Source organism: Alkalimonas sp. NCh-2 (genome assembly GCF_039631345.1).
Lineage (GTDB): Bacteria > Pseudomonadota > Gammaproteobacteria > Enterobacterales > Alteromonadaceae > Alkalimonas > Alkalimonas mucilaginosa.
In genome coordinates this window covers 95,042-113,784 of record NZ_JBDIUV010000005.1, presented here as the reverse complement: position 1 = coordinate 113,784, position 18,743 = coordinate 95,042, and the positions used below count along the sequence as shown (strand labels likewise).

Genomic DNA, 18,743 nt, shown 5'->3' with positions numbered 1-18,743 from the left:
GTCTATATGGATGCGCGTAAAAGAATAGATCTCTCTTTTTTATTCCTTTATGGAATTACAAAGTGGCATGTCGGTTTAGCAAAAGGACTATTTTTTGGTCAATTTCCTTATTTGCGCCAATAGTTCAATCAGAAGTTCATATAAAATACCATTAAAAACAATGAGATAAAAGTTGGCATTGCGGTTGCAAAAGTCCATTCACTTGAACAGCAATTTGCATCAGCAACACCCAACAAGAAGGAACAGCATGATGAGCAGCCTCGTATTAACCACCGCCCTGGCATTCACTCTGAGCAGCGGCACGGTGCAGCACCAGCAGTGCAACTTTCAGTTGCAGCATGATTTAACCCTATCGCCGCAGCAGCTGACACTGTCTTCGGCCAGCACCGAGTTATGGCGCATCGACCAGGATGGCAACTTCTGGTTGCAGCAAGAAGCGCAGCAAACCACCCCGGCGCAGCGTGCACAGCTGATGCAGTACCGTGAGGGGGTCTATCAGCAAGGCCAAAGCACAGTGCGCATTGTGGTCGAAGCGATGGACCTGGCCTACAGCGCCGTCGATCAGGTGCTGACTGAACTGACCGGCCGGCCGCTGGCGCAGCACAAGGCGATGCAGAGCGCGATGCAACAGGTGGATGACGCCAGAAGCCGTATTATTGCTGAGCAAGGCGATACCCTGGTGATCCGCGGCAGTCAGCTCGATGCGTTGGATGAAGCCTTTGGCCCCGAATTTGAAGCCGCCATTGAAGAGGTGGTGAAAAGCTCAATGGGCAGTATTTTCTGGCAACTGGGCAAAGCCTTTTTCAGCGGCGAAGGCAACTTCGAGCAGCGGATGGAAGCCTTTGGTCAGCGGATGGAAAAATTCGGCGAAGAGCTGGAAGCCAGCATGAACTTAAAAGCCGAAGCATTGGAGCAACGCGGCGATGCCTTATGCGAGCACATTCAGCAACTGACTCTGCTCGAGCAAAGTCTGATCAGCGAACTGCCGCAACTGGCTCCTTATGCGCTGTTTCAACAGGATGCTCAGGTGAATCGCCGTTAAACCAGTCTTAGCCAAAACACAGTTCCCAACCACAGCCTTGGCGCCTTACTCCGAATGGATAAGGCGTCTTTTTTAGTGAGCGGCAGGCTCAATCCCCAACTCAGCTCGCAATGCCGCCAAGCGCTCAGTCTGGCCAAAAACTTCGGCAAACTCGTCCAGAGTCACGCCTGCTGCGGCATCGCTGGTGTCGCAATCTGTCCGGTAAAGTGCACGGGCGATGCGCCATTCGGCTTTGACCACGGCGCCCATCATGGCGGTATGGCCACGCTTATCGCGGATGCAGCGGTCAGCGCCGTGCTCCAGCAGCAATTGCACTGCGGGCAATTGGCCGGCATAGGTCGCAATCATTAGAGCGGTATAGCTTTGCTCATTGCGGGCATTGACCGGATAGCCATGCTGCAAAAAAGTGTGCAACACCTCGGTATCGCCCAGGCGGGCGGCGGCAAAAAAGTACTGGTCCAGCTGATGGCTGGTGGGCTGAGCCTGAGTGCCGGGCAATGCCAGCAGCAGGCCAAGGCATAACAACCACTTGTTCATGTGTACTCCTTGAAAGTAAATGCCTGCAAAGCTCATCCAGGTGCAGGAAGGATATACGAGCTTTGCAGGACTTTAAGGGGTTAAACAGCTGACCACTCCTGCCAGTGGTTTAGCGCAGGGCTTACAGGGCGGCCGCCAGTTGTTGCACCCGGCTTAAATCCCCTGCGACAGCTTCTGTCAGGCGGCTGCCGTAATCGCTGTCCGCTTTGTAGAAGTGCGACAGCATGGCATGCTTGGTGTCACTATCACGGACTTGCCCAAGATCGGCCGCCAGATTGCGGATCAAATTGCTTTGCTGCTGAGCACTGAACGAGCGGAACAGTTCGCCGGCCTGGAAGAAGTTGTCCTGCTTCTCGATGGCGATTTGTTGCACCTGGCCTGTTAATGGCGTTTGGCTGGCCCGGGCGGTTGTGACCGAAGGTTTAGGCGCGATGCGACTGGGCTCGTAGTTCACATCCGAGCGGGTGTTGCCATGATTGGCTGCACCATCCTGATTGTTGCTGTTGACGGCAACCCGCGGGCGGTTAATCGGCAACTGCTGGTGGTTGGCACCCAGCCGGTACAGCTGCGTATCGCTGTAAGAGAAAATACGTCCTTGCAGCAGACGATCTTCCGATGGCTCAATCCCCGGGATCAGGTTGGCCGGGGCAAAGGCCGATTGTTCTGTTTCCTGGAAGAAATTATCCGGCATCCGGTTCAGCGTCATGGTGCCGACTTTCACTTCCGGAATATCTGACCATACCTTGGTCGCATCCAATGGGTGGTAGCGAAAATCGTTCAGCTGCTCCGGGCGCAGGGTCTGAATGTACAGATCCCACTTCGGGTAGTTGCCGGCACCAATGTGGTGGTATAAATCACGGGTCAGGTGGTTAAAGTCTGCCGCCTGGGTTGCTGCGACCTGGTCCAGATCCAAAGAGTTGACGCCCTGCTGACTGCGCCAGTTAAACTTGACGTAATGGACGTCACCTTGTTCGTTCACGAATTTATAAGCATGCACGCCAAAGCCATCCATCTCGCGGTAGCTGGCCGGTGTGCCTAAATCGGAATAGACAAAGGTCAGCATATGGGTGGAGGTGCCACCATCCAGCGAAAAGAAATCAAAAAAGCGATTGGGATCCTGCAAGTTGGTGACCGGCGATGGTTTCAGGGAGTGCACCATATCCGGAAACTTGATGGCATCCCGGATAAAGAAGACGGGCAGGTTGTTGCCCACCAGATCCCAGTTGCCGGCATCGGTATAGAATTTGGTGGCAAAGCCACGGGGATCCCGCAGTGTTTCCGGGCTGTGCAGACCATGAATCACGGTAGAAAAACGCACAAAGACCGGTGTGACCTTGCCGGGCTCGGCAAAAGGCGCAGCCATGGTCAGGTCCGATAAGTCTTTGCTGGCGACAAATTCGCCATGGGCACCCGTACCCCGGGCATGCACCACCCGCTCAGGAATGCGCTCACGGGCAAAGCGCTGTAATTTTTGGATCAGATGCACATCCTGCAGCAGCACGCTGCCATTGGGGCCGGCGGTGATGGAGTTCTGGTTGTCACCGACCACAGCGCCGTTGTCACGGGTAAGGGGCGCATCGGCAACGGCGGCCATGCTGACGCTGATGGTTATGGTAAGTATAGTAGGCTTAAACATAGCTTTTCGAACCTTTTTGTTTGGGTTGATCCTTCCTGCCGGCATAGACTAGCGCAGATAAACTGTTTTGAAAAAATGATTAATGTAGATTGAGTTAATCACTTTTTGTGATTTATGGACCAGTATTGCCTGGCTGAAAAAACAGGTAAGATGAGCCCCTTGAAAACATAAGGGTTGCCAGGATGAACAGACTAAAAGCAGGGCTGCTGACGCTGGGCCTTGGAGCCGTGGTGCTGCTTGGTCAGCAGTGGGGTTATCCAGCCTGGCAGACTTGGCTTACCGAGCGGGAAGCTGCCCGGATAGAGGCAAAAAAATCAGCGCCAGTCACAGCGCAGGCGGTGCCTGAGCGGCTCAATCATCAGCGTATGCTGGCCGATCTAAGCTGGATGGCGCATCCGGATCGCGAAGGGCGTGAGTCCGGCCAGCCCGGCGCCTTAGCCACCCGGCACTGGTTGCTGGAGCACTACCAACAAATTGGCTTGCAGCCAGTCGGGTTAGAGGGCTATCTGCACGAGTACGAAGTGCAGGAACACATTCAATTCAGCGGGCTCTTTCGGCAGCGTCAGCGACAAATCCAAGCCATCAGCAATGCGGCCAATGTGCTGGGTAGTCTGCCGGGCAAACAACCCAACTTGCCAGCCATCGCCATAACAGCGCATTACGATCATCTGGGGGTGCGTGACGGCCAGATTTTCCACGGTGCCGACGACAATGCCTCGGGTGTAGCTGCCATGCTGGAGCTGGCGCGCTACTTTGCGCAGTATCCGACGGAGCATCCGCTGCTCTTTATCGCCCTTGATAGCGAAGAAAAAGGCCTGCAGGGCGCGGTCGCCCTGTTTCGCGATCAGGCGGTAAAGCCTTCGCAGCTGGCCTTTAACGTCAATCTGGATATGTTAAGCCGGGATAGCGAGCGTCAGCTGTTTGCGGTGGGCACTTACCAGCATCCCTGGTTGCATCCCATTCTGGATCAGGTGCAGCAACAGAGCTCGGTGCGGCTGATGCGGGCGCACGACAGGCCCTGGTGGCGGGCGGGCCGTACCGAGAACTGGGTGAACAGCTCGGATCACGGTGTTTTTCATCGCCATGGTGTGCCTTTTATTTATTTTGGTGTGGCCGACCACCCGGATTATCATACGCCACGGGATACCAGTGATCGGGTCGATGCCGCCTTTTATCAGGCGGTTACGGAAACCGTGCTGGATTTTATTGTAAAACTTGATCAGCAGCTGACCGCGCTTTAATGCGTGACTGCTTCAGGCACAGGTGACAAGTCAGCGGCTATGAGTATACTGGGCAGATTGAAACAACAGAGCGTGCAATAATGAGTGAATCGGTAACCCCAGCCAAACCCGCCCGCAAAAAAGGCGGCTTTTTTAGCAATCTGGTGTTTAACATCATTATTCCGGTGGTGATTTTAAGCAAGTTCAGCGGCGATGCGCACCTGGGGCCGATGTGGGCTTTGGTGGTGGCACTGGCGTTTCCGGTGGTCTATGGCTGCTGGGATTTTGTTCGTAGCGACAAAGTGAATTTCTTCTCGGTGCTTGGGGTGATCAGTGTGCTGCTGACTGGTGGTATTGGCTTGTTGCAGCTGGATCCGGCCTACATCGCCATCAAAGAAGCGGCGGTACCGGCCGTGCTGGGCATCGCGGTGATCCTGACCCACAACACCCGCTATTCGCTGGTACGCAAGCTGCTACTGAACGACGATCTGATCCGCACCGACAAGCTGGCTGCTGCCCTTGCCGCCAAACAGGCAACCCAGCAGTTTGAGCAGAAAGTCCAAATCAGTACCTACCTGCTGGCCAGCTCCTTTGCACTGTCGGCTGTGCTCAATTATGTGCTGGCCAAATGGATAGTAGTCAGTCCGGCCGGTACCGAAGCCTTTAATGCCGAAATTGGCCGTATGACAGCGCTCAGCTTTCCGGTCATTGCCATTCCCTGCACCATCATTATGATGTTTGCGGTACTCTATCTGTTTAGCCAAATCGGCAAACTGACCGGCGAAGAGCTGGATCAGTTTTTGGTGGGTGCGCCTGAAAGCTAATTTTCAGGACGCAGTCACTTCTTTTAGCCGCCAGGAAAACAGCACCCCCAGGCCACTCATGGCGGCGAACAACACCAGCACCGCAAACAGCGACCAGCTGGCGACCACCGCACTGACCAAACCGGTTAGCAGCAACAAGGCCCCAATTACGGTATTGCTGACCGAAACGTAATCGGTGCGTTTGTTGCCGCCGGCCATATCCAGCAAGTAGGTTTTACGCCCCACCCGCACTCCGGCATGCGCAATGCTCAGCAGCATAAACAGCAGCGGGTAAAACCAGATGCTGGCTACCAGCGCGCCATCCAGCTGACTGGCGATGGCAGCGATAAAACAGAATACCGAGGCAAGGGCTGCCGCCAGCAAAAGCACCCGCCGGCTGGACCAATCGGCCAGCCAGCCCCAGATGCTGGAACTGAGCAAACTGGCCAGGCTGCTGGCCAGCAAAAAAGCCCCCAATAAAGCGCCCGAGCTACTGTGCTGCTGCGCCAGCACAATCAAAAAAGGCGTGGCCAGCGCCGAGCTGAGCAGCAGTGCCCGGGTAATGACAAAGTGGCGAAACAGTACATCGTTCCGCAGCAGCGCTAAGTTAGCAAAGGCTTGCTGCATGGCATTGCCTCCGCCGCTGGTCTCACCAGGCTCTTCATCAATCTGACTGAATAAGGTAGCTGCACCAAACCACAGCATGGCAGCCCCGAGCAGCAACAGCACATAGATCAGCACGCCGGCTTCTTTCACGCTGCTTAGCAGCCAGATGGATACGCCGGTGGTCAGCAAGCCTGATACGGTGCTGGCCAGACCGGTTAACCGGCCACGCCGCTGCTTCGGGATGGTTTTGCCCTGCACATCTTTCATTGCCACCGAGTTCAGGCCCCGGCCCAGGCTAAAAACCACCAGCAAGCCGAGTATCGCCAGGCCAGCGCTTAGCCCCTCCAGCCAGAGCACCGCCAGCACCATGCCAAACAGGCTGAGTGCCTGGATGATGGCGCCCAACACCAGAAAGGGTTTGCGCAGCGCATGCTGGCGCACCCAGGCGCCAATCAGCAGCTGCGGCAGCAAAGATCCCGACTCGCGAATAGGCACCAGCCAGGCAATCAAAGCCGCTGGGGCGCCCACTGCGGTCATCAGCCAGGTTAGCACGGTTTTCGGGCTGGTCAGTAAATCGCCCAAGCTGGTCAGGGTTTGGCTGATTAAGATTAAGAAAAAATTGCGCGGCACTTCGGTACAAGCTTGCTCCGAGATATCCTTGCAGGCACGGGCATCTTCTTCGTTGGCTATCAGGCTGTACAGCTTGTCTACTTTTTCCTGGGATGGGGTCACGCTACCTCCGGATGGTGATTCTGACGAAAAAAGTCGCCTTTAGACTTCAATAGCCTTAGTCTAGCAGGCTAGTGTATTGAATTTTAGTCATTTTTATTCTGGCACTGATATTGCTGGATTTATCGTGTCTTTTCTTTGCCAAGGAGCTTGTATGCATCTGCCCGCCTGGTCCCAACTCTGGTTGCTTAGCCAGATCGAATGGCAACGGCTTTTTTTAACCCGCAGAGGCTGGTTAACCATTGCCGCATCTTGTCTGCTGTGGTTTGTGTTGCTGCGCTATCTGGTGATGCCGCTCAGCCAATGGATGCTGGATCCTGCCATTAACGAAGGGGCTGAAATGGTCGCAGGCTGGGTCGATGTGCGGCAGTTATTGCTCTGGCCTCGACCAGAACTGAGCCTGTTTTGGTTACTGGCTTTGGTGTTAAGCCCGATGGCGGCCGTGCTCTTTAGTGCCGGACAGATTTGCCGCGATCGCAGCCGGGGTACCTTGCGCTTGTACTGCCTGCGTATCAGTCGCAGTAGCTTGCTGCTGGGGCGCTTCCTTGGCCAGTTGCTGGTGCAGGGGACTTTGCTGGCAGTTACTCTGGCAGCCAGCCTGGCGCTGGCCTTATGGCAGGGAGCGGCTTTGAGCCTTGAGCTGTTAAGCGCGGCCTTGTTTTGCTGGGTTTTCGTGATGCTGTGCTTGCTGCCTTTTACTGCCTTGATGAGCCTGATGTCGGTGTGGCTGAACTCCAGTCGGGCTGCCGTTAGTCTGGCCATCGTCGTGCTGAGTGTCTTGCCAGTGGTGTTAGGAGTGCTTGCCTATTACTGGCCCGGTGTGCTGCCGCTGTTTGGCTGGTTGCCTGGTGCTCAGATCCCGGCACTGATGAACAGTCAGCCCTGGCAATCCTGGGCACCCTTGGCCCTGCCGGTTGGGCAAGCGCTGTTGTTGTTGGCACTTTCACTGTATAGCTTTCAACGGAGGGGCATATGACAGTACTGGTCGATTGTCAGGGGCTGAGTAAGCATTTTGGCAACAAGGCGGTATTGCAGCAACTGGATCTGCAGCTCCATGCCGGAGCTCCGATTGCGCTGGTGGGTGCCAATGGAGCCGGTAAAACCACCTTGCTGAGTGTGCTTTGTGGCTACATTCAGCCCGATCAGGGCCGGGTGCAGGTGCTGGGGCATCAGGCGGGTAGTCCAGCCCTGAGTGGACGCTTAGGTGCTTTGCCACAGGATGCGCAGTTTGATCCGGATTTTGGCCTGGCCAGGCAGTTGCATTGGTTGGCTCGCTTGCAAGGAATGTCAGTGGCAAAATCCCGGCAGGAAACTGAGCGGGTGCTGGCACTGGTGGATTTAACGGCGGAAGCGGGTGCAAAGGTAGCGCAGCTAAGCCACGGCATGCGCAAGCGACTGGCGATTGCCCAGGCACTGCTGGGTGAGCCTGAGCTGGTGCTGCTGGATGAGCCGACTGCCGGGCTGGATCCGCTGCATGCCAAAGCCTTGCGCGATTGCATTCAGCGATTAAGTAAAGACTGTACCTTTGTAATCAGTTCGCACAACCTGTTTGAGCTGGAGCAGCTGTGTGGCACTGTGCTGATGCTGGAACAAGGCCAGATTCGGCAGCAAATAGCCCAGGCCAGCGGGGCAGGAGTGCTTCGCTTACAGTTGTGCCAGGAAAATTATCAACCTTTGCTGCCTTTGCTGCAGCAGTTGCCTGGTCTGGTGTCTTTTCAGATAGTGAGCAAATTGCAGCTGGATTTGCAGTACGATGCCGAGCGGGCAGCCGATTTTGATGTCCTATTGCTGCAATTGTTGCACCAGCAGGGCATTGACTATCGGCAGTTAAGCCGGGGACAGTCACTGGAGCAACTGTTGTTTCAATCAGACGGCTAAGCCAACAAACTGAAAAGTGTTGGCCTTTGTGCTGTTTACTTGACCTGTAGCCCACCCTTCACCACCACCGGAATGGCTTCAAGCAGGCGGATGTTTTGCAAGGGATTGCCTTCAACCGCGACCAGATCGGCATAGGCACCGGGCTCTAACAGGCCAACATTCAACTGACCTTGTTCATTGCGCCAGTCCAGCAAAGTGGCAGCGTGCAGGGTGGCACTCTGAATGGCTTGCAAGGGGGTCATACCCCACTCCACCATGTAGGCAAACTGGCGAGCATTGTGGCCATGGGTATAAACGCCAGCATCGGTGCCATAGGCCAGATTGACACCGGCCGCGACCGCGCGGCGAAAGTTTTCGCGTTGCAGTTGGCCGACCTGTCGCTCTTTGGCCAGAGACTCAGGCAAAATGCCCGCTGCTTCGCCTTCACTTAAAATATAATCGCTGACATAGATGTCCATCACCAGGTAAGTGCCACGTTCGGCTGCCATTGCCAATACTTCGTCGTTTAAGAAGCTGGCGTGCTCAATGGAGTCGACGCCAGCCTCAATGGCCCGTTTCATACCATGCAGTCCATGAGCATGCGCAGCCACTTTGGCACCACGGTCATGTGCTTCGGCCACCAACGCCTGCATCTCTGCCAGGCTGAACTGGCTGGCATTCACATCGGTGTTGCGTGATAGCACACCACCGGTGGCAGTGAACTTGATGAGATTGGCGCCGTATTTCATGTTTTCCCGAACCCGTTTGCGGGTTTCATCCGGGCTATTGGCGACACCAAAGCCAGTAGCGGCATAGGTATGGGGCAGTAAATTGTTGTCGCAGTGACCGCCTGTCATGCAAATCGAGTGGCCGGCCACCCGCATTCTGGGCCCGGTAATTTCCCCTTCATCAATGGCATTGCGTAAATCTACATCGGCAAAACCCGCTGCGCCCAGGTTGCGGACTGTGGTAAAGCCAGCATGCAGCGTGACTTCGGCGGCGCCAACACCAAAAATAGCTTGCCGTGACGGAGTAGAATTGAGCCGGCGAAAGCCATGTTGCTGCGGATTGGAAGTCAGATGCACATGCATATCAATAAGACCAGGCAACACGGTATAAGCGGATAAATCCAGGGTTGGGATGGCGCGCTGGGCAGGCGATAACTGACGAATGGGCAGGATTTGCTGTATGCGTTGATCCTGAACCAGAATAGCCTGGCTGGCAGTTAGCTCTCCGCTTTGGACGTCCAGCAGTTGGCCTGCCAGTATCAGCTTATCGGCAGCCAGGGCGCCTGTGCTGCACAGCAGTAGCAACAGGCTGGCTATGGCGCTTCGTGTCATCCTTTACTCCTGATCTGAGCTGGGCGGTGTGCTTGGTTGCTTTAGTGGTTGCTGTGCAGCCAATAAGGCGTGCAATTGTTGCTCCAAGGCATCTACTTTTTCACGGGTGCGTGCTAACACCTGGCGTTGAACATCAAACTCTTCCCGGCTGATGACATCCAGATCAGCCAACTTTTGTTGCAGCACAATTTTGATCTTACTTTCAATATCATCAGCAGCCTGGCGCACTTTGGCCGGGATAACGGCTCCAATCTGCTTGGCCAAATCTTCAATTTTTTTGGGGTCGATCATAATGGGAACCTTTGTTTGTCTGCACAGAGGCTGAGTATAACAAAGCTTGCGCTGCTCTTTTAGCGGATTTTCCGGTAAACTGGCCGGCCTGCTAAACAATGTAAAATGAGCTCTGCCAGTTCGCAATGAAATTAAATCCGCAACAGAATGAAGCTGTGCATTACATCTCCGGACCCTGCCTGGTATTGGCGGGGGCTGGCAGCGGTAAAACCAGGGTAATTATCAATAAAATTGCTTATTTGATTGAGCAGTGCCAGTTGCCTGCCCGCCATATTGCTGCCGTGACCTTTACCAATAAAGCCGCCCGGGAGATGAAAGAGCGTATTAGTTTGCAACTGCCTAAGCCGGCCTGCCGCGGTTTAACCATCTCGACTTTTCATACTCTGGGTCTGGGCATTTTGAAAAAGGAATATCGGGCGCTTGGCTACAAAGCCAGCTTTAGTTTGTTCGATGATCAGGATTCGATGGCACTGTTAAAAGAATTGACTGAAGCAGACTATCTGGGTGACAAAGACTTACTGAAGCAGTTGCAAAGCAAAATATCCAACTGGAAGAATGATCTGATGCTGCCGGAACTGGCACTGAAGCAGGCGCAGCAACCGGAAGAGCAGCTGCAGGCCCAGTACTACTTGCGGTACACCCAATTACTAAAGGCATATAATGCCTTTGATTTTGATGATTTAATTTTATTGCCAACCTTGCTGCTGCAGCATCAGCCCGAGGTAAGAGCGCGCTGGCAGCAAAAGATCCGCTATTTACTGGTAGACGAATATCAGGATACCAATACCAGCCAATATCAGTTGGTAAAGTTACTGGTTGGTGAGCGTCAGCGTTTTACTGTGGTAGGTGACGATGATCAGTCGATCTACTCCTGGCGTGGTGCCAAACCGCAAAATCTGGCGTTATTGCAGCAGGATTTCCCTAATCTTAAGCTGATCAAGCTGGAGCAAAATTACCGCTCGTCTGAGCGGATTTTGAAAGCGGCCAATATACTGATTGCCAACAATCCGCATGTGTTTGAAAAGCAGCTGTTCAGTGATATCGGGTATGGCATGCCACTGAAGGTATTGCCCTGCAAGCACGAAGAGGATGAGGCAGAGAAAGTGGTGGCGGAAATTATTTCGCACCGTTTCAGTAATCGAACACACTACAAAGATTACGCCTTATTGTATCGCAGCAATCACCAGGCACGTATTTTTGAAAAGGCGCTGATGAGCAACCGCATCCCCTACCGGATCTCTGGGGGGACCTCGTTCTTTTCCCGGGCAGAAATTAAGGATGTGATGGCCTACCTGCGTTTGCTGGTCAATCAGGATGATGACAATGCGTTATTGCGAATTATCAATGTTCCACGGCGGGAAATAGGGGCCGCTACTCTGGAAAAGCTGGGCACTTTGGCACATGAACAGCACAGCAGTTTGTTCAGCAGTTGTTTTGCACCGGAGTTGGCGCACCGTTTGCCCGCCCGTGGTTATCAGGCTGTGCAGGGATTTGGCAATTGGATCCTGGCACTAACGGAGCAAGTCAAGCGCTCTGAGCCTGTCGATGCAATCCGTGACTTGATCCGGCAGAGTCAGTATGAAGCCTGGCTGTTCGAAACCAGCAATAGCCCAAAAGCCGCTGAAATGGCGATGAAAAACGTCAATGAGTTATTTCGCTGGATTGTCGAAATGCTGGAAGGCAAAGAGGACGATGAGCCCATGACTCTGCCGGAAGTCGTCACCCGTTTAACCTTACGCGATATGATGGAGCGTCAGGAACAGGATGAGCAGTCGGATCAGGTGCAGTTGCTCACCTTGCATGCTTCAAAAGGGCTGGAATTTCCCTATGTGTTTATGGTGGGTATGGAAGAAGGCATTTTGCCGCACCAGGGCAGCATTGATGAAGACAACATTGAAGAAGAGCGCCGATTGGCGTACGTTGGTGTGACCCGGGCACAGCGTGAGCTGTTTTTTACCTATGCCAAAGAGCGTCGTCAGTACGGTGAGGTGATCCGGCCTGAACCAAGTCGTTTTTTGTATGAGTTGCCACAAGACGATCTGGACTGGCAACACAGCGCAGCCCCAAAAACGGCAGAGCAACGGCAGGAGACAGGTAAAGCCAATATTGATCGCTTGCGGCAATTGTTAAAAAAGCCGGATTAACCAGCCTGTACTTCCCGACAGCTTTGCATCTTGCTGCCGGCATCAGGCTTTGGGGCATTCACCTCCAGCATCTCTGCGGTAAAAATCACAAAACGATTGCTGCCAAGTGATTTTGCCTGATACATGGCCGCATCGGCATCACGCAGCATTTCATCGGCATCCTGGTAATCTGTGTGGTACAACGCAATACCAATGCTGGCACCGGATAAAACCTGCTGTTGTTCAATAAGCACCGGTTGCCTGACCGACTCAATAATACGATCGGCAACCTCCTCAACATCCAGTTGCTGTTGAATATCCGTCAGCATCACCACAAACTCATCGCCACCGAGGCGTGCGACTACATCATGCTCACGCACTGCTTGTTGTAAGCGGTGGCTGGTTTCAATCAGGTAATGATCACCACAGGCATGGCCAAGACTATCATTGATGGCTTTAAAGCGGTCGAGATCGATAAAAAGCAGCGCCAGTCTGCCATCGCTTTGTCGTTTACGTTGCCTGAACTGTTGCTGCAGCAACTGGAGAAAGCGCGGACGATTTGCCAAACCGGTCAGGGCATCGTGATTGGCTTCGTGAAACAGCTTCTCTTCGATTTTTTTGCGTTCTTCAACCTGCAGACGTAAGAACAGATTAGTCTGGCGTAACTCCCGGGTGCGTTCAAACACCTTGCGTTCCAGATCTTCCTGATGTTTGCGCTGTTGTTCAGTTGCCAGCTTGCGTTGAATGGCAACGGCAATATGGCGTGATACAAAGCGCAGGATCTTCAATTCCTGTTCGCTGTAATCGTATTTATAATCGTAAGCTTGCAGGGCAATCACACCAATCACTTCATCATCCAGCAGCAGGGGGGCTCCTAACCAGCTGGTTGAGTAGCGGGTGGTGCGTAAGGAGGTGACCATGCCACGGGTAATGTCTCCCTGCTGGTTCAGTTGAGTGGCAGCAGCGCCATCAATCAGTGCCGCCTCACCACGGCGGATAATGTATTCAGTAAGTCCTTTACCTAACGGGCGCTTTGGAGCTGCAGGCGTATATTGATCACGGTAAAAGGGGAAGCTTAGGGTGTTATCGCTGGCATCAAGCAAGGCGATGTAACAGTTTTCCGCATACATCAGCTCACACAATACCTGATGGATATCGTGGTAAAAGCTTTGCATGTTTTTGCTGCAGGCTGACAGCTCTGAAATCCGATACAGTGAACTTTGCAGCTTCTCCGCTGCAATCCGCTCTTTGATTTCTTTTTGTAGCTCCTGATTGGTCCGTTGCAGCTGCCGGGTGCGCTCGCGCACTGTTTGCTCCAGCAGCTCACGGCTGCGGACCCGGTCAATGGCAGTGACAGTATGGCTGCCTAAGTGACCAAACACCTCAAGATCCTGAGCTGTGTACTGTTTCTCCGGATCATAACTTTGAATGGCCATCACACCGATGACTTGTTGCTCCCGCTTCAGCGGGATGCCCATCCAGTGAGTTGGCATGCTGCCCTGAGCCTGAATGGCACCACTGGCGATCAGCTGCTCAAACTGCTCTTTGTTGCAGAGTAAAGGTTGTGCTGTGCGAAACACATAGCCTGTCAAGCCGGAAGCAAAGGCATCTGAGGGAACTTGCAGAATAACTTGCTGATCTTTTTCATCGGAGAAGTACTCGAGTGTAAAACTGTCCGATGCCTGATCATGCAGCACGGTGTAGAAATTTTTGGCATGCAGCAGTTCGGCTACCATTTGATGAATGGCAGGATAGAATTCTTTCATATCAGCAACAGTGCTTGCCAGTTCCGACAGGCGCAACAGGGCACCCTGAATGGTATAAGCCTGTCGGTAACGGTCAGCCATATGCTGCAGCCGCTGCTGATTGGCTTCTGCGCGTTGCTGTGCGCGGGTACGATTCGTTAAGTCCTTCAACTTCGTCTCTAATAATTATTGTTGGCTTTGGCGCATAAAACTACACCATTATGCACAAACTTTGCACAGAGGGAAATCAAAGACCATCGAAATTAGGCTGTTATTTATACTTTTTTAATATAGAAAGTAGCGAAATATCTATAAGGGGGTTCTTGCTGAGGAAGCAAAGCTGGCCTGATGCTTTCAGGCCAGCGTACAGGAAATGCAGTGATTAAATATCTTTAATCATAAAGCGAATGGCTTCAGCGATTTCATCTTCAGAGCAATTCATGCAGGTACCCATGGCAGGCATATTGCCAAAACCCTCAATGGAGTGACGCAGCATCACGTCAAAACCCTGATCGATACGGGCTTGCCAGGCTGAAGCATCCCCAGGTTTAGGCGCATCCAGGGCTCCAGTGCCATGGCAGGCAAAGCAAGCGGTTTGATACACCTGCTCACCACTACGAGGGCCTGTATCAGCAACGACCTGAGCCGGGGCTTCACCATCCAGATACACCTGGCCAACCGGAGCAATGCGTTTACGTAGCTCCTCATCAGCAGCAGAACTTGTGGCCAGGCCAGTGAACAGCAAAGCACATGCAGCCGTCGCTACAAGGTAGATTTTTCTCATCGTTGTGGGTCCTGTTTCAATTTTGTACAAATCTTGCGCCATTATAGCGAGCCCGTTGACGTTGGGGAAGCCCCGTTCAACCATGCCGTGCTGTTCTCAGGCAAGCTCGAGTAGCGCCGCAATTAACTTTTTAATGCCGCTGTTGGCTTCTGCAACTGATTGAGCCAGCATGTAAGCTGGGGTGGAAACTACCTTTGCCTGATGATCCACCACAATATCCTGTACCTGGCACTGAACATGCTGTGCCCCCAGGCTCTCCAGCGCAGCGGCTGTATCCGTATCGGTACCAATGGTCAAACTTACCGGCTGTGGATAAATGAGTGGGATTAGCGCTGGAGCTATGCAGATAAAGCCGACCGGCTTGTCTGCCGCTGCAAATGCCTGGATGCATCGCTTCAGCTCCGGTAAGACAGTGGCCCCAGCACCCTGAAGCGCAAAGTCCGACAGATTTTTTGCCGCGCCAAAGCCACCGGGCAATACCAAAGCATCAAAGTCTGTGGCGACTAATTCCGTCAGAGGCTTAATCGCGCCTCTGGCAATACGGGCAGCTTCCACCAGCACATTGCGTTGTTCGGTCATTTCTTCGCCCGTCAGATGATTGATCACATGGTGTTGGGTAACATCCGGGGCAAAACACTGGTAACTGGCATGCTGCAGCTCAAGGTGCAACAAGGTGAGCACTGACTCATGGATCTCTGCGCCGTCGTATACGCCGCAGCCACTTAGAATAACCGCTACTTTCTTCATTATCGCCTCCTGTAAATCATTGTTTATAATGGCTTATAGCAAAGCATTCTTAAACCGATTTTCTTAAGCTAAAATTATTTAAAAAAATGGCTGGCCTGGTTCTCTTTCTGTGATAGTCTACACAACCGCTGACGATGCGTCTGCTGGTTTTTTCTGATCGCCATCAGCTGCCATCAGAAATAATTTTCCACACGATGGAATAAAAAAAATAATAAGGGTTCCAGCTGTTCTCCCTGTTAAATACATTAATACTTTCAATAAGTTACCTGGTGCGAATTTAGCGTTGACCAGCACATTCCTACACCTTCAACTTATCTTTTGCACAAAGTTATCCACAGATTGTCCGGGCGAGGCTACTTTGAACTTGCCACAGTGATCCTGACTATATCCCTTACCCTGCCTGTAGTATGATTCTAACCTAAGCATGACACCTATTGGCAAAAGTACAGGATGCACTATGGCTTCACACCCGGATACTCCTCTTGTTTTAGTAGATGGCTCCTCTTATCTGTTTCGGGCGTATCACGCCCCGCCTCACCTGACCAACTCAAAAGGTGAAGCCACAGGAGCTATTTACGGCGTGGTCAACATGCTGAAAAGCTTACTTAAACAATATCGGCCTGAGCAAATGGCGGTGGTTTTTGATGCCAAAGGACCAACCTTTCGTAACGAGCTTTATGCCGATTACAAAGCGCACCGGCCACCTATGCCAGATGATTTGCGCAATCAGATCGCGCCATTACATCAAATTATTCAGGCTATGGGTCTGCCACTGTTGTGTATTTCCGGGGTAGAGGCCGATGATGTGATTGGTACCCTGGCCAGAGCCGCCAGTGCGATTGGGCGCGATACGGTGATCTCAACGGGTGATAAAGACATGGCACAACTGGTCGATCAGCATGTCACCCTGATCAATACCATGACTAATACTGTGCTGGATCCAGCGGGTGTGGAAGCAAAATTCGGAGTGCCACCGGAGTTGATTATTGATTATCTGGCATTGGTAGGAGATAAATCAGACAACATTCCCGGCTTGCCGGGAGTGGGCGATAAAACGGCTACGGCCATGTTGCAGGGCATTGGCGGCATTTCAGCCTTGTTAGCTCAGCCGGAGAAGCTGGCTGAACTCAATTTCCGTGGCGCCAAAACCATGGCAGAAAAGCTACTGGCACATCAGCAGCAGGTGGAGCTGTCGTATCTACTGGCTACCATCAAAACCGATGTTGAGTTGCCCTACCAACTGGATGATTTAACCATACAACCAGCGAACACCTCTGCTTTAGCTGAGCTGTACAAAGTTTGCGAGTTTAATCGCTGGCTGAAAGAATTGCTCAGTAGTGACACTGAGCCATCCAGCAATAAAGTCGATGCCGCAGCACTGGAGCAGGAGGCTGAGCAACCGGTGGCTGTCAGCCTGGATCAGTCGGGCTATCAAACTGTGCTGAGTGAGCAGGCGTTTGAACAGTTAATGCATGAGCTGGCGCATAGTGAGCTGACGGCATTCGACACCGAAACCACCAGCCTGGATTATATGGAGGCAGAGCTGGTTGGTCTGTCTTTTGCGACCGAGCCAGGTAAAGCCTGGTATTTACCTTTGGCGCACGATTACCTGGATGCGCCGGCACAGCTGGATAAAGAGTGGGCGCTGGCCAGATTAAAGCCGTGGCTGGAAGATGCAGGCAAAGCCAAAGTGGGGCAGAACCTGAAATACGATCAAAGCGTATTGGCACGCTACAGCATTGCTTTACAGGGCATCGCCTTTGATACCATGCTGGAGTCGTACGTGTTGAACAGTGTGGGCTCCCGCCACGACATGGACAGTCTGGCGTTGAAATACTTAGGCCACAATACCATTAGCTTTAACGATATTGCCGGCAAGGGCGCCAAACAGCTGACCTTTAACCAGGTTGAGCTGGAACAAGCCAGTCGTTATGCCGCAGAAGATGCTGATGTCACCTTGCGTCTGCATCAGACTTTATGGCCACAGCTACAACAAACGCCATCGCTGCTACAGGTACTGCAGGATATTGAAATGCCATTGGTACCGATTTTATCAGCGATGGAACGGCATGGTGTCCTGATTGATGCCAGTTTATTGCGTCAGCAAAGCCAGCAACTAGCTGTTCGGCTGGCAGAACTGGAACAACAGGCACACCAATTAGCAGGGCAAGAGTTCAATCTGGCTTCGCCAAAACAGCTGCAGCACATTTTGTTTGAGCAACAACAATTACCGGTTTTGAAGAAAACCCCAAAAGGGACTCCATCCACTGCAGAAGAGGTATTGCAGGAGCTGGCGCATGACTACGAGCTGCCGCGCTTGCTGATGGAGCACCGTGCGCTCAGTAAACTTAAATCCACCTATACTGACAAGCTGCCAAAAATGGTAAAAGCATCAGGGCGGGTGCATACATCCTATCACCAGGCTGTAGCAGCCACCGGCCGGTTAAGTTCAACTGAGCCGAACTTACAGAATATCCCTATTCGCAGTGAAGAAGGTCGGCGCATTCGGCACGCCTTTATTGCACCACAGGGTAAAAAAATACTCGCTATTGATTACTCGCAGATTGAACTGCGTATTATGGCGCACCTTTCAGGTGATAAAGCACTGCTGGATGCTTTTGCCGCCGGGTTGGATATTCACAAGGCTACCGCTGCGGAGGTGTTTGCCGTGCCTTTGGCGGAGGTGACCTCGGAGCAACGTCGTCGCGCCAAAGCGGTAAACTTTGGGCTGATTTATGGCATGTCAGCTTTTGGCCTGGCACGTCAGCTGGATATTGGTCGTCAGGAAGCTCAGCAATATGTGGATCGTTACTTTGAGCGTTTCCCGGGGGTGTTGGCTTACATGGAGCGAACCCGCAAGCAGGCTCATGAGCAGGGTTTTGTTGAAACCATTTTTGGTCGTCGTCTGTACCTGCCGGAAATCAATGCCCGTAATATGGCCAGGAAAAAAGCCTCTGAGCGTGCAGCCATCAATGCACCGATGCAAGGGACAGCTGCTGATATCATTAAACGAGCGATGATAGATGTTGCAGCTTACCTGGAACAGCACAGTGAGCTGCAAGCGGTGATGATCATGCAGGTGCACGATGAACTGGTGTTTGAAGTAGCCTGTGAGCAAGTTGACACTGCAGCCCGTGAGCTGGCGACAGTGATGGAGCAGGCCGCCAGCTTGAATGTGCCGTTATTGGCAGAGGCTGGCTTTGGCGATAATTGGCAGCAAGCGCATTAAACAGAGCCGACAGCACGGCCATGGCATGGTAATTTTATTACCGCAATATGGCTT

15 protein-coding genes are annotated in these 18,743 nt (G+C 52.8%); 7 read left to right on the top strand and 8 right to left on the bottom strand.

What is annotated here, in order from left to right; genetic code table 11:
* The first annotated feature begins 247 nt into the window (after nucleotides 1-247).
* Nucleotides 248-1,042 (top strand): DUF2884 family protein, encoded by a 795-nt coding sequence (locus ABC502_RS13455; RefSeq protein WP_345916205.1) that lies wholly within the window; start codon nucleotides 248-250, stop codon nucleotides 1,040-1,042.
* Nucleotides 1,043-1,114: 72 nt separating this feature from the next.
* Here the strand turns inward: ABC502_RS13455 and ABC502_RS13450 are convergent, their stop codons facing one another.
* Together ABC502_RS13450 and ABC502_RS13445 are read right to left on the bottom strand one after the other, a co-directional pair.
* On the bottom strand, nucleotides 1,115-1,579 hold the full coding sequence (locus tag ABC502_RS13450; protein ID WP_330087661.1) for an ankyrin repeat domain-containing protein: 465 nt from the start codon (nucleotides 1,577-1,579) through the stop codon (nucleotides 1,115-1,117).
* A gap of 121 nt (nucleotides 1,580-1,700) precedes the next feature.
* A complete protein-coding gene (locus tag ABC502_RS13445; RefSeq protein ID WP_345916349.1) occupies nucleotides 1,701-3,173 on the bottom strand; it encodes a catalase in 1,473 nt (490 codons plus the stop codon).
* 224 nt (nucleotides 3,174-3,397) lie between these two features.
* Here ABC502_RS13445 and ABC502_RS13440 point away from each other — a divergent pair, with 224 nt between their 5' ends.
* Together ABC502_RS13440 and ABC502_RS13435 are read left to right on the top strand one after the other, a co-directional pair.
* Nucleotides 3,398-4,456 (top strand): M28 family peptidase, encoded by a 1,059-nt coding sequence (locus ABC502_RS13440; RefSeq protein WP_345916204.1) that lies wholly within the window; start codon nucleotides 3,398-3,400, stop codon nucleotides 4,454-4,456.
* A gap of 80 nt (nucleotides 4,457-4,536) precedes the next feature.
* Nucleotides 4,537-5,259 (top strand): VC0807 family protein, encoded by a 723-nt coding sequence (locus tag ABC502_RS13435; protein ID WP_345916203.1) that lies wholly within the window; start codon nucleotides 4,537-4,539, stop codon nucleotides 5,257-5,259.
* A gap of 3 nt (nucleotides 5,260-5,262) precedes the next feature.
* Here the strand turns inward: ABC502_RS13435 and ABC502_RS13430 are convergent, their stop codons facing one another.
* Nucleotides 5,263-6,576: an MFS transporter gene (locus ABC502_RS13430; protein WP_345916202.1), complete on the bottom strand. Its 1,314-nt coding sequence runs from the start codon at nucleotides 6,574-6,576 to the stop codon at nucleotides 5,263-5,265.
* Nucleotides 6,577-6,727: 151 nt separating this feature from the next.
* Between ABC502_RS13430 and ABC502_RS13425 the strand changes: the two genes are divergently transcribed.
* Both ABC502_RS13425 and ABC502_RS13420 read left to right on the top strand, forming a co-directional pair.
* Nucleotides 6,728-7,549: an ABC transporter permease subunit gene (locus ABC502_RS13425; protein WP_345916201.1), complete on the top strand. Its 822-nt coding sequence runs from the start codon at nucleotides 6,728-6,730 to the stop codon at nucleotides 7,547-7,549.
* Nucleotides 7,546-8,451: an ABC transporter ATP-binding protein gene (locus ABC502_RS13420; protein ID WP_345916200.1), complete on the top strand. Its 906-nt coding sequence runs from the start codon at nucleotides 7,546-7,548 to the stop codon at nucleotides 8,449-8,451. Before ABC502_RS13425 ends, ABC502_RS13420 begins: the two co-directional genes overlap by 4 nt.
* A 35-nt stretch (nucleotides 8,452-8,486) precedes the next feature.
* Here the strand turns inward: ABC502_RS13420 and ABC502_RS13415 are convergent, their stop codons facing one another.
* Entirely contained in the window at nucleotides 8,487-9,770 is a 1,284-nt protein-coding gene (locus tag ABC502_RS13415; RefSeq protein WP_345916199.1) for an amidohydrolase family protein, read from the bottom strand.
* Nucleotides 9,771-9,773: 3 nt separating this feature from the next.
* Complete coding sequence (locus tag ABC502_RS13410; RefSeq protein WP_330087655.1) at nucleotides 9,774-10,061, bottom strand: accessory factor UbiK family protein; 288 nt, start codon at nucleotides 10,059-10,061, stop codon at nucleotides 9,774-9,776.
* A gap of 125 nt (nucleotides 10,062-10,186) precedes the next feature.
* On the opposite strand from ABC502_RS13410, the gene rep reads away from it, so the two are divergent.
* Nucleotides 10,187-12,205, top strand: a complete 2,019-nt coding sequence (gene rep / locus ABC502_RS13405; protein ID WP_345916198.1) for a DNA helicase Rep — start codon at nucleotides 10,187-10,189, stop codon at nucleotides 12,203-12,205.
* Here the strand turns inward: rep and ABC502_RS13400 are convergent.
* The 3 genes from ABC502_RS13400 to elbB form a co-directional block, all read right to left on the bottom strand.
* Entirely contained in the window at nucleotides 12,202-14,100 is a 1,899-nt protein-coding gene (locus ABC502_RS13400; protein WP_345916197.1) for a diguanylate cyclase, read from the bottom strand. The two genes, rep and ABC502_RS13400, sit on opposite strands and share 4 nt — an antisense overlap.
* Nucleotides 14,101-14,311: 211 nt before the next feature.
* Entirely contained in the window at nucleotides 14,312-14,713 is a 402-nt protein-coding gene (locus tag ABC502_RS13395; protein WP_330087652.1) for a c-type cytochrome, read from the bottom strand.
* Nucleotides 14,714-14,809: 96 nt separating this feature from the next.
* Nucleotides 14,810-15,460, bottom strand: coding sequence for an isoprenoid biosynthesis glyoxalase ElbB (gene elbB / locus ABC502_RS13390; protein ID WP_330087651.1), 651 nt, complete (start codon nucleotides 15,458-15,460; stop codon nucleotides 14,810-14,812).
* A 457-nt stretch (nucleotides 15,461-15,917) separates the two neighbouring features.
* On the opposite strand from elbB, the gene polA reads away from it, so the two are divergent.
* Nucleotides 15,918-18,689, top strand: a complete 2,772-nt coding sequence (polA, locus tag ABC502_RS13385; RefSeq protein WP_345916196.1) for a DNA polymerase I — start codon at nucleotides 15,918-15,920, stop codon at nucleotides 18,687-18,689.
* Nucleotides 18,690-18,743: the final 54 nt, after the last annotated feature.